15 protein-coding genes are annotated in these 13,295 nt (G+C 35.4%); all 15 read right to left on the bottom strand.

The window, feature by feature from the left end; all coding sequences use genetic code 11:
* Window positions 1–63: 63 nt before the first annotated feature.
* The 15 genes from BUC22_RS05490 to BUC22_RS05560 all read right to left on the bottom strand — a co-directional run bounded on the left by BUC22_RS05490 (window position 64) and on the right by BUC22_RS05560 (window position 13,201).
* Window positions 64–429: an HNH endonuclease gene (locus BUC22_RS05490; protein WP_073382518.1), complete on the bottom strand. Its 366-nt coding sequence runs from the start codon at window positions 427–429 to the stop codon at window positions 64–66.
* Window positions 430–584: 155 nt separating this feature from the next.
* Window positions 585–1,013, bottom strand: coding sequence for a DUF1492 domain-containing protein (locus BUC22_RS05495; RefSeq protein WP_073382521.1), 429 nt, complete (start codon window positions 1,011–1,013; stop codon window positions 585–587).
* Between the two features lie 56 nt (window positions 1,014–1,069).
* Window positions 1,070–2,434 (bottom strand): DEAD/DEAH box helicase, encoded by a 1,365-nt coding sequence (locus BUC22_RS05500; RefSeq protein ID WP_073382524.1) that lies wholly within the window; start codon window positions 2,432–2,434, stop codon window positions 1,070–1,072.
* Complete coding sequence (locus BUC22_RS05505) at window positions 2,424–2,696, bottom strand: VRR-NUC domain-containing protein (RefSeq protein WP_073382527.1); 273 nt, start codon at window positions 2,694–2,696, stop codon at window positions 2,424–2,426. Before BUC22_RS05505 ends, BUC22_RS05500 begins: the two co-directional genes overlap by 11 nt.
* Before the next feature lie 246 nt (window positions 2,697–2,942).
* Entirely contained in the window at window positions 2,943–5,288 is a 2,346-nt protein-coding gene (locus BUC22_RS05510) for a virulence-associated E family protein (protein ID WP_073382529.1), read from the bottom strand.
* Window positions 5,257–5,634, bottom strand: a complete 378-nt coding sequence (locus tag BUC22_RS05515) for a DUF7768 domain-containing protein (protein WP_073382532.1) — start codon at window positions 5,632–5,634, stop codon at window positions 5,257–5,259. The genes BUC22_RS05510 and BUC22_RS05515 overlap by 32 nt, the downstream gene beginning before the upstream one ends.
* Complete coding sequence (locus BUC22_RS05520) at window positions 5,621–5,839, bottom strand: hypothetical protein (protein WP_073382534.1); 219 nt, start codon at window positions 5,837–5,839, stop codon at window positions 5,621–5,623. Before BUC22_RS05520 ends, BUC22_RS05515 begins: the two co-directional genes overlap by 14 nt.
* Before the next feature lie 142 nt (window positions 5,840–5,981).
* Entirely contained in the window at window positions 5,982–7,973 is a 1,992-nt protein-coding gene (locus BUC22_RS05525) for a DNA polymerase (RefSeq protein ID WP_073382537.1), read from the bottom strand.
* Between the two features lie 57 nt (window positions 7,974–8,030).
* Window positions 8,031–8,603, bottom strand: a complete 573-nt coding sequence (locus BUC22_RS05530) for a DUF2815 family protein (RefSeq protein WP_073382539.1) — start codon at window positions 8,601–8,603, stop codon at window positions 8,031–8,033.
* 4 nt (window positions 8,604–8,607) lie between these two features.
* Window positions 8,608–9,732 carry a DUF2800 domain-containing protein gene (locus BUC22_RS05535; protein ID WP_073382542.1) on the bottom strand — a complete coding sequence of 375 codons (1,125 nt, stop codon included), beginning with the start codon at window positions 9,730–9,732 and terminating at the stop codon, window positions 8,608–8,610.
* Window positions 9,722–10,030, bottom strand: a complete 309-nt coding sequence (locus BUC22_RS05540; protein ID WP_073382543.1) for a hypothetical protein — start codon at window positions 10,028–10,030, stop codon at window positions 9,722–9,724. The genes BUC22_RS05535 and BUC22_RS05540 overlap by 11 nt, the downstream gene beginning before the upstream one ends.
* Window positions 10,031–10,290: 260 nt before the next feature.
* The gene (locus BUC22_RS05545; RefSeq protein ID WP_083591106.1) at window positions 10,291–10,821 is read right to left on the bottom strand and encodes a sigma-70 family RNA polymerase sigma factor; all 531 of its coding nucleotides are present in this window, start codon (window positions 10,819–10,821) and stop codon (window positions 10,291–10,293) included.
* 458 nt (window positions 10,822–11,279) lie between these two features.
* Window positions 11,280–11,471 carry a hypothetical protein gene (locus tag BUC22_RS05550; RefSeq protein ID WP_073382546.1) on the bottom strand — a complete coding sequence of 64 codons (192 nt, stop codon included), beginning with the start codon at window positions 11,469–11,471 and terminating at the stop codon, window positions 11,280–11,282.
* Window positions 11,472–11,539: 68 nt separating this feature from the next.
* Window positions 11,540–12,550, bottom strand: coding sequence for a DUF6076 domain-containing protein (locus BUC22_RS05555; RefSeq protein ID WP_073382548.1), 1,011 nt, complete (start codon window positions 12,548–12,550; stop codon window positions 11,540–11,542).
* A gap of 234 nt (window positions 12,551–12,784) precedes the next feature.
* Window positions 12,785–13,201, bottom strand: a complete 417-nt coding sequence (locus BUC22_RS05560) for a sigma factor-like helix-turn-helix DNA-binding protein (RefSeq protein ID WP_073382551.1) — start codon at window positions 13,199–13,201, stop codon at window positions 12,785–12,787.
* Between the last annotated feature and the right edge of the window lie 94 nt (window positions 13,202–13,295).

Genomic DNA, 13,295 nt, shown 5'->3' on the forward strand with positions numbered 1-13,295 from the left:
TTTTTGTGCATGAGACCCCACGCCCGTTCCCCAAGGGCTATATTGGTAAAGATTTTTATCCCCCTACCCCTTATTTTTATTCCATCTATCACCACGACTGGCATGTATTCTTGCATGACATGATTTGCATAAAGATATCAAATTACTTTTATCATGCGTTCCACCTTCTGCTAGTGGCTTGATGTGGTGTACTTCTTCCACAGGAACTATAATTCCTTTCTTAAAGCACTCTTCACAAAATGGATGCTCCTTCACATACGAGTCTCTTACTCTTTTCCACACTCGTCCGTATCTACGGCGTACAGCAGGATCCCTGTCGTACTTCTCGTAGCGTTTGTTCTCTTGTTTCTGGTGTTTCTCACAAAACCTACCATCAGTTAAGTTAGGACATCCAGGATAAGAACACGGACGCTTTGGCTTTCTTGGCAAGCTTTCCACCTCCTCTTTTGCATAAGAAAAGCCCTGAAGGATTTCTCCCTCAAGGCTTGGCTTATTTATATTTTTTGCTGATTATATAATATCACATTTAGCCATAGGTTCGCACCATACCAAACCGTACCAAAACGCACCATTTTTCCCTAAATTTATAACCATATAGGATTTTCGGGTAAAACAGCATTCTCCATTGCCTTATCATGCCATCTTGTAATAGTAGTTTTTCCTGCGTGAAGTTCTCTTCCTATTTCTTCCCAAGTCATGCTTTTTAAGTACCTGTATCTAAGAACCATTTGCTCATCCATGTTTTCTAATTTTGAAATCATTTCAAGCATTTGCTCTTTTAAGCTTATAAGCAGTGTAAGTTCATCATTTATCTTTGCTTCTAAATCCATAATTTTTGTAAGCGATCTAACAAATGGAGCTTCCTGATTTCTACTTGTTTGTACCCTATCTATATCAAATCTTGGTGATGAAACGCTGGATGCCAATGCACGAAGATTTTCAACATCTTCTAAATCAGCCTTTATTCTTTTATCAAGACGGTACGCTTGATTTAGATATTCTTTTGGTGTCATTATCATAACCTCCGATTTCGTAATTCTCGGATTGTCACTTTTTGACTTTGATTGTCTTAGATTTTCATATTTACCTTTACTGCATCTATAATGGATGCTTGGCTGCTGTCTTTTTCTGATAAAGCGTTCATAATTTTTTCATCCACAGTATTTTTTGTAAGTATATGAATGACACTAACTGTTTTATTATTCTGCCCTTGCCTCCAAAGTCTGGCTACTGTTTGCTGATATAGTTCTAAACTCCATGTAATACCAAACCAGACCAAAATAGAACCACCTTCTTGAAGGTTTAGACCATGACCTGCTGATGCTGGATGGATAAGTGCAACTGGAATATCTCCTTTATTCCATCTTGTTATACTTTCATCTGTATCTAGCTTTTCAAATTCTATTTTTTTACTTCTTAATCTTTCCGATATCCTTTTAAGATCATGTTTATACCAGTAGGCTACTAAAACAGAATTCCCATTTGCTGCTTCAATAATATCCTCCAAAGCATCAAGCTTTCTTTCATGAAATTCTGTAACTTCTTCATTGTCTGCATACACTGCACCGTTTGCCATTTGGGATAACTTACCTGATAAACTTGCTGCATTTGCTGCTGTTATTTCTCCATCTGGAAGGAATAATATCAAATCCTTTTTTAGAGCCTTGTACTTTTTTTCTTCTTTCTCTGATAAATAGACCATGTATTTTGAATTGATTATTTCTGGCATTTTAAGATGATCTACTGCTTTCATGGAAATTGTAATATCAGATATTTTTTCATAAATACTCTCTTTTGCTCCTTCAAGTGGCTTATAACTATAAACAATATGACCGTTCGTTTTATCCGGTTTAAAATAAGCATTTCTATACTGACCAATGAATCTGCCAAGTCTTTCTCCCATATCAAGCACCTTATATTCTCCAAATAAATCCATGAGACCATTTGGTAATGGCGTACCAGTAAGACCGATCACTCTTCTTACTTTTGGTCTTATTTTCATAAAATATTTAGACCTTTGAGACTTATGATTTTTGAAGGAACTAAGTTCATCAATTACCACAGTGTCGAAATCAAATTTAACTTTTGATTTTTCTATAAGCCATTGAATATTTTCTCTGTTTATCACATAGATATCTGCCTTACTTTCAAGTGCTGATATTCTTTCTTTTTCATTACCTACAACTATGGAAAATTGTAAATCTTTTAAATGATCCCACTTTTTTATTTCAGCAGACCATGTATTTCTTGCAACTCTAAGAGGTGCAATCACTAAAATTTTATGTGCTTCAAAATAGTCAAACAGTAGATTATTTAAAGCTGTAAGTGTAATGCTCGTTTTTCCAAGACCACAGTCTAAAAATACTGCAGATATTTTATGAGACTCAATATATTCTCTCGCATAATTTTGGTAATCATGAGGCTTATATATCATCAAGAACACTTCCTATCTGAGTCACACTATCAATCACATAAACCTTAAACCCAAGCTTTCTTAAAAGTCTATGTCTTGATAACTGAAGAGGTCTTGGTTTTCTACCTTTTGCTTTTAACTCTGCAAAGGCAATTCTCCCTTTTGGCATTAATATAATTCTGTCTGGCATACCATCAAACCCCGGTGATACAAATTTGGGACATAACCCACCTTGCTTTTTCACCTCTGAAACCAGCTTTTTTTCTATAAATTTTTCTCTCATTTTTAATCCTCTCTGGAACAAGGTAACAAGTAGAACAAGTTTTTCTATATTCCTATACGCGCGTATATACGTAATAACAAGCTACTATTAGGCTATATATTAACTAAAATAATTATATAGGTATTTCTTGTTCCACTTGTTCCCAACCTCTATAACTATTGAATTTACTAACTCTACTGATGGAACAAGTTTTGGAACAACCATAGAACAAGCTCATTTCTTGTTCCTTATCTTTGTAACAAGCTATTAAGTTCGAATGTAAACTCGTTGCTTACCATAAAAGGCTACCGCCTTCATATTTGCCTTACTCCACCCCTCAATTTTTTGCATGATACCACCTAATTCATAGGAGTCGGATTTCTTCATAACAGATGCATCTTTTCCAAAGCACTCACACCATATTTCCATATTACAAACAGTAGTCCTTCTCACAATCCCCTTTTTAGCTATACCGGATACTCCGCTATCGCTAAGATAATTCCTTCTTTCATATAGATCCATATCGTCCCAGTCATCTGGAAGGAGCGTGTCTAAATACTCACGAACAAGACCTTCTCTTTCATCAGATTCCATAGCATCCGCTTGCTTAGATCTAGCAAGTACTGCCGTATCACCTTCAAGATATAATTTTTCACCTATTTTATATAAATGAACAGCCTCTGCCCATATCTGCTCCACTTCATCCTTTGTTATCTCCCATGATTTTTTCTTTGATTTACCATTAACACTAACTGGCCAAAACCTACGGTTGCCTGTGATATCACGAAGGAAACCTGTCTCAGAATTAGTAGACCCAACAATGATACACTGTCTGGGATGACTCTCTACAGTTTTTCCATAGGATGGTCTATACTCGTCATCTGTACGGCTAATAAATGATTTTACCGACTCGATATCAGCTTTTTTCATGCCGGCAAGTTCTCCAAGTTCTAATATCCAGTAACCTTGAAGTTTTTCTGCTCCAGATTTATCCTTCATATCTGTTAAGGTCAAACTATCAGAGAACCAATTTCCTGCAAGCTTTGAAAAGAAGGTGGATTTACCTATCCCTTGAGCACCATTTAGAATTAAAACGCTATCAAATTTAGTCCCCGGTTTATATATTCTTGCAACTGCTGCAACAAGTGTTTTTCTACTAACTTCCCTTGTATAATTTGTATTTTCTGCACCAAAATAATCCATGAGAATAGTATCTATCCTTGAAACCCCGTCCCATTCAGGAAGATTGTTCAGATAATCCCTTATAGGATGAAATCTTCTATCGTCTGCAACTTTTGTAAAAGCTACATCATGATTTCTAGTAGAAAAGGTTACATACTTTACATCAATCAAGGCTTTCATCTGAGCAGTATCAGCATCCCTCCAGAACTTATTATCTCTTGGTCTTTCCCAAGGCACAGAACCAGTGACCTGTATTCTACTTGCCATTTCATTATATCCAAAATTCGCAAAGTCAGGATCGTTGTTTAATATGAGCATTTCATTCCAGACGCTATTTTCTAAAACCTTACTTCTAGGCTGTAATTTCAGCTTTAATCTCCAGTCTCCATCTTCTTCATCTAAACTTTTGAAATCATCTTCTGCTTGTTTTTTCTTCTCTTCTGCAATCTGCAGTTTCACACTATCTAAAGTAATGGCAAATTCAGACATAGCGTTAAAAGATTTCTTGGGGTCATCATCATAAAATTTATGGATTCTAACTAGGTCAAAAGCACTTAAAAGTTTAAGATAGGCTGGATCTTTTGCATGGTGGCTATAGGCAAACTTCCCTTCATGAATTAAAAGACCGGGCTGACTTTGTGATTCAAAATACCTATACCTATTTTCCATATCAGATGTTTCATAAATATCAGAAAGCAGTTCTTCGATTACAGTATTTATGGGATAAAAAGCTCTATTAAAAGCACCTACTATTCCCTCTTTTTCAAGTGGGTCTGCCTGCTTTTTATCGCTGATGCCTCTTGCTACACTTTCTCTAGAAGATGTTGGTAAAAGCGTTGGATCAGTCCATTCTGGATGAGCTAATAAAATATCATCTGGATTTAGAATAGTACCACTTACTTTTTCAAACACAAAATCACCATTAGAGGGTGTGGTCGGCCAATACATAAGTTGCTGTGGTCTATAGGAGCATTCATCAAACATATCTATCTCCCAGTCACTTGCAAAATATCTGGATACCGCTACATACTCTTCTGGTGTAATATTTCTAGATAAGGGCACAATTATTCTAAGTCTTGGACTTTCTTTTGTATGGCTATGGGTTGTATAAAGGCAGCAGGTAAAAGAACAAAGCATGGTAAATCTATCAATAAAGTCAACATCCGCTTGGTCAACATCCAAGGTAAGCATAGAGCGACATTCTACATTTTCACCCTTTCTGCTTCCACCTTTAAGGCTTCCTCCAACAAATCCACCTTTGTCCTTAACCCTGTCCTTTTCACTTTTTGGAAGCTTAGGGTATTCTTCTTTTGTCTCTGAAGTATAAATTGTTGTAGATAGTCTTTTACATAAATCATCAAAGCTTATCTCTTTATTGGTCCACTTCTTAGCAAAGCAGCTACTTCCATATGCAATTTTTAGTTTCTGCACTGCTTTCTACCTCCTTCAGCTCTTCTGAAAAATATCTTATTTTGCACTTTCTTTTTATCGCCCTCTTTATTTCACACTCCATTCCTTTTGAGATATGCTCTCCAAAGATCCAAACTTCACTACATTTATCCATTAGCACATTTCCGAATTTAAGACCAAGCTTTCTGTCTTTTGGAATGTTATCATCAAGAAACTGTGGAAATAAAAGATGTGGAGTGATTGGAATATATCCCTCATCTGCAGCAAACCTTGAATACTTTCTTGCAGACAAAATATTTTTATCTGTGTCTCCGGCAAATGGAGAACACACATATATAAGTGGCATAAATTTACTATTTTTCTTCATAGGACATCCCTCCTATCATTTTCTTACTACACTCCTCGCAAAGTACAGCTGTGCTACAAAGGTCACTTTCTCCATCAGATATCACATCTTCAAGGTTTACCTGAACCTCTCTACCGCATTTAGGACATATACAAAATACATTCTCATCGTTGATTTCAATCTTTGTTTCTGCTGTATCGCTTATCTTTTCTTTCACATAAAACATACTATTTATCCTCCTTCATCTTAGTTGCTTCCATATGGGGCTTATATTTTTTTGTATTAACTCTTTCATAAAAAATATAAAAGTAGGGCTTTGCCCTCTAATAGTGAAAGGACAAAACCCTAGCTTTTAAGAACCAATAGGTCTAATCTTTTTTATAAAAATTACATTCATAGCCATCTGCTCTAAGAAGGAGTCCATCTATCCACGGAGGAGTTTCTCCCATCTTCTTACAAATATCATCTACTGACACACCCATACTTGCTTCAATAATTATTTCATCATGGACATGAGCACATATAAGGCAGTAGGATAAATTATTCAAAGCATAAGCTAAAATATCACGGCTTATAGCCTGAACAATATTCTCTACAAACTTTGGTCCATAGCTTTCTATCCTTCCCCACTTTTTCCCTGTAGTTATCCCTTCATAGGTAACACTTTCTCCTCCGAACCTATTTTCACCTATTATTGGTTTCACATAGGAAAGCCTCCTGCCACTTGGAAGTTCAATAAAAAGCATGGCACTTTGATATATGAATTTTATATTTCCAGTTTCAGTAGTAGTCTTTTCTTTTATAGAAGTCTTTATACATTTATCTACTTCCCACCAAAACCTAACAATATTAGAATTTGCTGCTCTCCAAGAATCTACAAGTGGCTGAAGTTCCTCTTCTAAAAGTCCCATTTCAAGGGCTCCCATTGAAGTTAGCGCTCCAGTACCTCCACCATATCCAAGAGCAAGTTCAGCAATTTTTCCTTTTTGCCTAAGTTCTGCGTTTACCCCATGCTTTTCTACAGGAACTCCAAACATGGCTGATGCAGATGCACAGTAAATATCTCCGTTATTTTCAAATACCTCACGTCTCCATTTTTCATTAGCTAAAAAGGATAGGACTCTTGCTTCTATAGCAGAAAAGTCTGCTACGATAAATTTCATACCTTCTTTTGGTATAAAAGCAGTTCTAATAAGCTGTGACAAGGTATCTGGAATATCAGCATAGAGCATAGTCATTGCTTCATAATTTCCTATATCGACTAAGTCTCTAGCCTCTTTTAAATCTGGCAAATGATTTTGTGGTAAATTCTGGAGCTGAATAAGTCTACCTGCCCATCTTCCACTGCGGTTTGCTCCATAAAATCGAAACATTCCCCTTGCTCTTTGGTCCTTACATACTGCATTTTCCATAGCCTGATATTTCTTCACTGATGATTTAGCTAACTTTTGTCTAACTTCTAAGACCTCTTTTATATTATTAGGTACTGTTTCAAGTAGACTAGCTACAGATTTTTTATCTAAACTTTCTGCTAGAATTCCCTGTTCTTTTAGCCATTTTTTCATCTGCATCACACTATTGGGATTATCAAGACCTGTTATACTTTTTAGTTTTGAAATTAGAGTGTGCCTAGTAGAGGAGTCAAAGGCTATGGCATTTTTTGCCATGTTAAGGTCAACTTTAATTCCTCTATCATTTATCTCTTGGTCTAGGTAAAACTCATTCCAGACAAATTCTGGAACTGGAAACTTTTTTAATTTAGTTTGAATTTCCATCTCAGATCTAACATCACGAACATTATATTTTATAAATATATTCCATTTTTCCCTAGCATCACATGGTAAATTTCTATCTCTATAGCCATTTGTCTTTGTAGGCTTACAAGGCACACAAAAATATTTTATTAAATCCTTTCCCTCTTTTAGCTTCTGCTCTTCAAGCCCTAGTACTGTTCCAGCATTTTCTAGTGATAATGGTAATCCCATATACGCACACCAGGTCATCGTACATTTCCAAGACCTAGGATCTAAATATATTGATGTACTATCTTCAGATATACTACACTCTATAAACTTCTGCGGATAATTTCTTCTTAGATACTCTGATAGACATATTCTTTCAAACTGACTGTTAAATGCCCACTTTATAATATTTTCATTTGTGAGTGCATCTACTATTTCTTCAGGAATCGCCTCTCCATTTGCTATATCAATTACAGCTACTTCACCTCCATTTACAGAGTATCCAAATAAGAGCACTTCAAATAAAGGAGATTCTACATACCTGTAAACCCCACATTTGGAAAGATCCACATCAGAAAAGGTTTCAATATCGATACTCATCGTTTTTATCGTTTCCATTTCGCCTCCTAAAAATAGCGGAGGAGTCCGCTTTTTACTTTCTCCTCCGCACCCTAACTAACCTAAAAAGTCATCTGTATCTTCATCATAATCTGCAAAGTCATCTTCTGCTCTGGATTTTCCACCAAGAGGTTCTCCATCAGAAATCTTCTGCAGATTGTTAAGCCCTACTGCGATGCCCTTGTTTCCATTGGAATTAAAGGCATAAAAGTTGATACTCGCACGTCCATATACACCGCTATATACTTCACTACGGTCAATGATTTCTTCACGGTTGGCATCTACAATTCCAGGTGCAGCTATACTATTCGCATTAATAAAATAGCTATCCTTATATGCCTCATCATCCGGTCTTTCTAAATCTCCATCTCTAAGTGGAGTCTTAATAGATTTAAGTGCAGGTACGCTCTTTCCGTTACCTTTGAGCTTAGATTCCCCCTCTTCATAAGCTGCCTTAATTGCCGCTTCAATCTTTGCAACTGTCTTAGTATCAGACTTTGGTATAATAAGGCTTACACTGTATTTAGGTGTACCACCATTAATAGATTTTGGATCCCATACATTTGCATAACTCCATCTTGTCTTTGGTCCTGTAATAACTTTTGTTGGGTTCTTATAATTCATTGTCATATTTTTATTCCTCCATAAAATCTTCTTTTGCTGAATTAAGTTCTAATCTTTTGTCTGTTCTTTTCACAAGTGTTGGTTTACCTTGAGGTTTCTTTATTAATCCTGAAAGCATTTCTTCAAATCTTGCTTTTCCAAGTAGCTTTGTCATAGCAGTGATGCCTAAAACCTTTTTCTCATATGGATCAAAGCCAGCTTTTTCTACTTTTTCTGCAACTTTTGATTCATCAATATATTTTCTAGTCGCTCTTCCTTCTACGACTTTCCAATCATTCCATTTCTTGCCTTCCACCGCTTTTTTCAGGGCGTATTCTTTAATATCTCCTGCCCAAGCTACTAAGTCATCTACCTTTTCTAGGATGATTTCAATTTCATCATCTTCAAGATTCTCCGGCATCTCGAAATCATACTTTGCAAGCAAAAGATTATATTCTGCTCGTTTTCTACATGTAGCTTTCACCTTACAAAACTGACAGTACTCTCCGGCTTTAAATTCACCCTCACCAATAGCTGCAAGTTTTGCCTGTGGCATTAAAGTTTTCTCTGCCCAAGAAAGAAGTTTCTCTTTTGAGATGGTATAAGTGCTTATATGCTCTCTTCTTGGCTGGAAGATAGTCATAGTAATTTCTTTAATGTCATAAATTCCATCAAATATAGCTAATGCTCCTAGGGCATAGCACATCATTTGAGGGTTATTATTTGCATCTACAAGGATTCCTAGACCGTATTTTAGGTCAATTACAGTCAGCTTCTCATCAGAAACAATGATGCAGTCTCCTGTTCCAAAGCCATCCGGAACCCATTTAGAAAAATCCAAGTGCTGCTCGATTAATATGATTGAATCTTTACATAAATTTTTAGCCTCTTCATACTGGCACGCTACATAGCTCGCATACTCTTCTGATGACTCTTCCATTTCTTCATCATAATAATCTAGGTTATCCTTTGGATTTTTAACATTTTCTCCAAGTATTTTCCTAAGCTTATATTCACTTAAGCTATGTGCATCAGTTCCCTGCCTAGCATATTCACTTGGAATATCATTTATCTCTTTACAAAGAAGTGCTGATGGTGGGCATTCAATCCACCTTGCTGAAGATGATGCAGAAAGCACTGCATGTTTATCTGGCATTTCCTATTACCTCCACTTCTTTTAGTAGCTCAGAATATTCTTTTGGATCTACTTCAGATAATTTATTTGCTCCGTGTTTTTCCAGAATTTCTTTAATTTCTTTTGTAAATCCATTACGTGATTTTTCAGCTAATACAGCTCTTACATCTTCTAAGGTTAGTTCTTTCTCTGGCTTAGTTTCTTGAGCTTCCGTTTTCGATTTCAAGGTCTCTCTTAACTTTTCTGAAATTACTTTTAGAATGTCACTACACTTATGAAGTTCATCTGCAAGAGCACATAGTTCTTTGTCTTTTACCATATGGGTCATCTCCTTTCCTTTGACTTAAGTTTCTTGTGATTTTCTCTGTAACTATCTGAATGGTAAGAAGTGTATCTACGATTTCTCTATCGATATCACTTACGCATTTTTTAGTTTCAGATCTACATTTGTTTGTCATGTTTGACCTCCTATCCGAGTAGCTTTCTTGCCCCTCTGCTAGTGAAAGGACATGAATGAATTCTTTAAGTACCAAATTTATAAAAAAATCTGCACCACTTTTTGTGATGCAGACATCTTGCTTATTTATATGGTATAAGCTTATCTTTTAATTTCAGGAAAATCTTTTGTTTTCTCTTATTCACACCCTTTTGACTCATACCTATCTCACTACCAATGGCTGATTCAGAATAACCTTCACCAAATAACTTCATAATTTTCCTATCAATTTCTTCTAAAGCACTAAGTTCTTTTCTTAAAGCTTCTAGAAGCTCCCTTTTTATTAGGTCTTCCTCGATATCACATGAATCTGCAAACTCGAATTCAGTTTTGTCATAAAGAGAATCAAGAGAAATATCCCCCTCTCCATTCATCCTCTTTTCAACCTGTCTTTGTTCTTTTTTATCGTCCCTCCATAAAGGGCGCATATATTCATAGTACTGCTCCTTAGTAGCGGGTATCATAACTACTCTGACAGGTTTGTTCCCTATTTTTTTCCACACCACATCATCACGATTAATCCCAAAGGCATCCATTGTCTCCTTTGTTACTTCCATTGGAATAAAATACTGCTTATCACTGTTTTTCTTTTCTTTGTCTAAATTTGTCATCATGCAGACCCTCCTTCGGTCTAAAAACCGAAGTGAGAATCCACACGAGACTTTCCCTAATATTGGCCATAAGAATGAATCCTCACTTCTTAACTGGCCAACCGTCCCAGTGGGTTGACTTTATTTTGTTGTTTATGTCTCAAAGCTCTGGGCATCGTTAGCTAGACGATGAACTTTAAGACAAATTTTGATTATCAAATACAATTTATAAAAAAAGAACCTAAGTAGTTTCATCAATGGACTTCTCCAATGGTTAAACTACTCAGGCTCCCTCTGCTATGGTTTCCATGCCACACGGTTTGCTCTTAAGTATTCGCATATATTAAATTTTACTTTACTGATTTCCTCTGATTTACCAATATGATTATGGATTGCAATCTTGCGTTCCAGCATAGGTTTCTTCGGTGGAATAATCCTCATACTTCCTATGGCCATATTGCAGGGATTTCTAGTATCATCTGTTATCGTGCTTTCTTAAATTTACCACGATTTTTATTAGCAATTGATGGATTATATACCTGTTTTAAAAAATTAGATATTGTTAATCTTTTTCCTTTCGGACCTTCAATAACAGGATCTCCATCTTCACCTTGATAACGCATACAAAATTTAGTTCCATCATCAGCATAAATTGGATAATCATTCTTTGTCATTAATAAACCTCCTCTCTTAAAAAAGTCTAAAGTTAAATAAAATAACTTTCCATTTGGACATATTTATATTACTCTTTAAACTGCTCCAGCCATTGCAAAAAACTTTCGGTTGTGACAATTCCATTTTTCATTTTTTCCCTCCATATCTTAACTTCAGACGTAAGATATAAAAGCTTTTCTTTTGCATCACGATTCTGTGGATGTCTTATTGTTATCATCTTATATTTCATATAAACTTTTCTGTATTCTTTAGTTGCAATATCATTTTTTTCCTTATTTGCTCGTGTAACCTGTGCCCCTATATCTCTACATAACCTCTTTGGATCTTGTGGAGATGGATAACCACAATAAATTGCATCTATTCTGCCTTCAGGAACAAAGTACTCTCCACAGTTAGCGCATTTCGTAAACTTTACATCATTGTCCATACAATGTGCTGCTTCAAATAACAACAATGACATTGATGATTTGATTGTATATAGAGAATGAAACTTTCCTTCATAATTTGCTATACGAAAATCAATGTGCTGAAAATTTATATTCTCACTAAACATAGACCAAAATGCATTTACTTGATCTTCATCATATTCATCTTCACTAGCCAGCATCAAAAAGCTATGTTTAAATGCAACATATGACTGTGCATACCAGTAATATGCAGAAAGCAATGCCTGCTTATTCGTGGATTTTCCTAATTTACTATATCCACTACCTTCAAATATAAACTTTCCTATAGAATCTTCTTCCTTTATTTCTATGAAAAATTCATCAGGATTTGACATTTCTTTCTTACACATGTCTGCAACTAAATCCATGAATTCAAAAGTAATAATAACTGCTGCAACTATTCCAATTTTTTCTTTTAGTTTATCAACAAACCAAGGGAAAAACTCTGCTAATGTCTTCTCCGACGGTTTTTCCTCTAAGTGAGAATACTCCAATATTACTTCTTTTAATTCTGTAGGATGTAATCTGGCATATTCAGCAATCATGCCTCCAATCGGATATTCTTTTATCCCACAATACATAACAACATTTTTTTCTCCATCAAAATCTACTATTAATCCATCCATCTCCATAGTATTAACCTCCTGTTATCAATTGATATTTTACTTTTCATTTCACAACTCGTTAACAATTACTGTTTATATTTTATATTGATAACATTATACCCTATAATCTGTAACAGTACAACAATTGAAATTCAACTTTATTGATTGATAACAGGGCTAGTTCATATTAACTTTCAAAATTAAAAAGGACAGATCTCCTTTCACTTTATAAAGGAAAATCTGCCCCCTACTACAAGGTACTTAACCCAATAGCTCTTCCAAAAGTTTCTTTAACTTCTTCAAGATATTGTTTTTTCTCCACTGTATAGCCTGATAGCTCACTTTCTTTTCTGATGCAATACTTGATAGAGTTTCATCATTGAAATACAATCTTTCAATAATATCTCTTTCTTCAGCCGTGAGTTTAGATAAAGAATGTCTGAGTGCTTCAATCATCATCTGTGTTTCCACAATCTTTTCTATATCTACACTTTCATCGACAATGTTATTTACAAAGTGTCCATCATGATCCAAAGAGGAAAAGAAAAGCAGGTGGTTTTTTCTGTCCACCTGCTCTAAATACTTTTCGTGTTCTTTTTCTCGCCAGTAGACTTTATATATATCTTCACTGACTTTCACCTTTTGTCCTCTGACATAAAGGTAATACTCTTTTGTCATAAAGTTTCCTCCATTTCTTTTTTGTCTATTTGTTTTTCAGACAAAAAAGGAGGACTCCTGCACATAAGCATAAAAAGTCCTCGAAAACGGAAGA

The organism is Eubacterium callanderi (genome assembly GCF_900142645.1).
In the GTDB taxonomy this organism is placed as follows: domain Bacteria; phylum Bacillota; class Clostridia; order Eubacteriales; family Eubacteriaceae; genus Eubacterium; species Eubacterium callanderi.

Bases quoted from the DNA above. Each gene is read 5' to 3' on its own strand.
- BUC22_RS05560 (WP_073382551.1), bottom strand. From the start codon at position 13,201: ATGACAAAAGAGTATTACCTTTATGTCAGAGGACAAAAGGTGAAAGTC.
- BUC22_RS05550 (WP_073382546.1), bottom strand. From the start codon at position 11,471: ATGACAAAGAATGATTATCCAATTTATGCTGATGATGGAACTAAATTT.
- BUC22_RS05515 (WP_073382532.1), bottom strand. From the start codon at position 5,634: ATGAAGAAAAATAGTAAATTTATGCCACTTATATATGTGTGTTCTCCA.
- BUC22_RS05520 (WP_073382534.1), bottom strand. From the start codon at position 5,839: ATGTTTTATGTGAAAGAAAAGATAAGCGATACAGCAGAAACAAAGATT.
- BUC22_RS05525 (WP_073382537.1), bottom strand. From the start codon at position 7,973: ATGGAAACGATAAAAACGATGAGTATCGATATTGAAACCTTTTCTGAT.
- BUC22_RS05495 (WP_073382521.1), bottom strand. From the start codon at position 1,013: ATGACACCAAAAGAATATCTAAATCAAGCGTACCGTCTTGATAAAAGA.
- BUC22_RS05540 (WP_073382543.1), bottom strand. From the start codon at position 10,030: ATGGTAAAAGACAAAGAACTATGTGCTCTTGCAGATGAACTTCATAAG.
- BUC22_RS05530 (WP_073382539.1), bottom strand. From the start codon at position 8,603: ATGACAATGAATTATAAGAACCCAACAAAAGTTATTACAGGACCAAAG.
- BUC22_RS05535 (WP_073382542.1), bottom strand. From the start codon at position 9,732: ATGCCAGATAAACATGCAGTGCTTTCTGCATCATCTTCAGCAAGGTGG.
- BUC22_RS05500 (WP_073382524.1), bottom strand. From the start codon at position 2,434: ATGATATATAAGCCTCATGATTACCAAAATTATGCGAGAGAATATATT.
- BUC22_RS05555 (WP_073382548.1), bottom strand. From the start codon at position 12,550: ATGGAGATGGATGGATTAATAGTAGATTTTGATGGAGAAAAAAATGTT.
- BUC22_RS05545 (WP_083591106.1), bottom strand. From the start codon at position 10,821: ATGATGACAAATTTAGACAAAGAAAAGAAAAACAGTGATAAGCAGTAT.
- BUC22_RS05505 (WP_073382527.1), bottom strand. From the start codon at position 2,696: ATGAGAGAAAAATTTATAGAAAAAAAGCTGGTTTCAGAGGTGAAAAAG.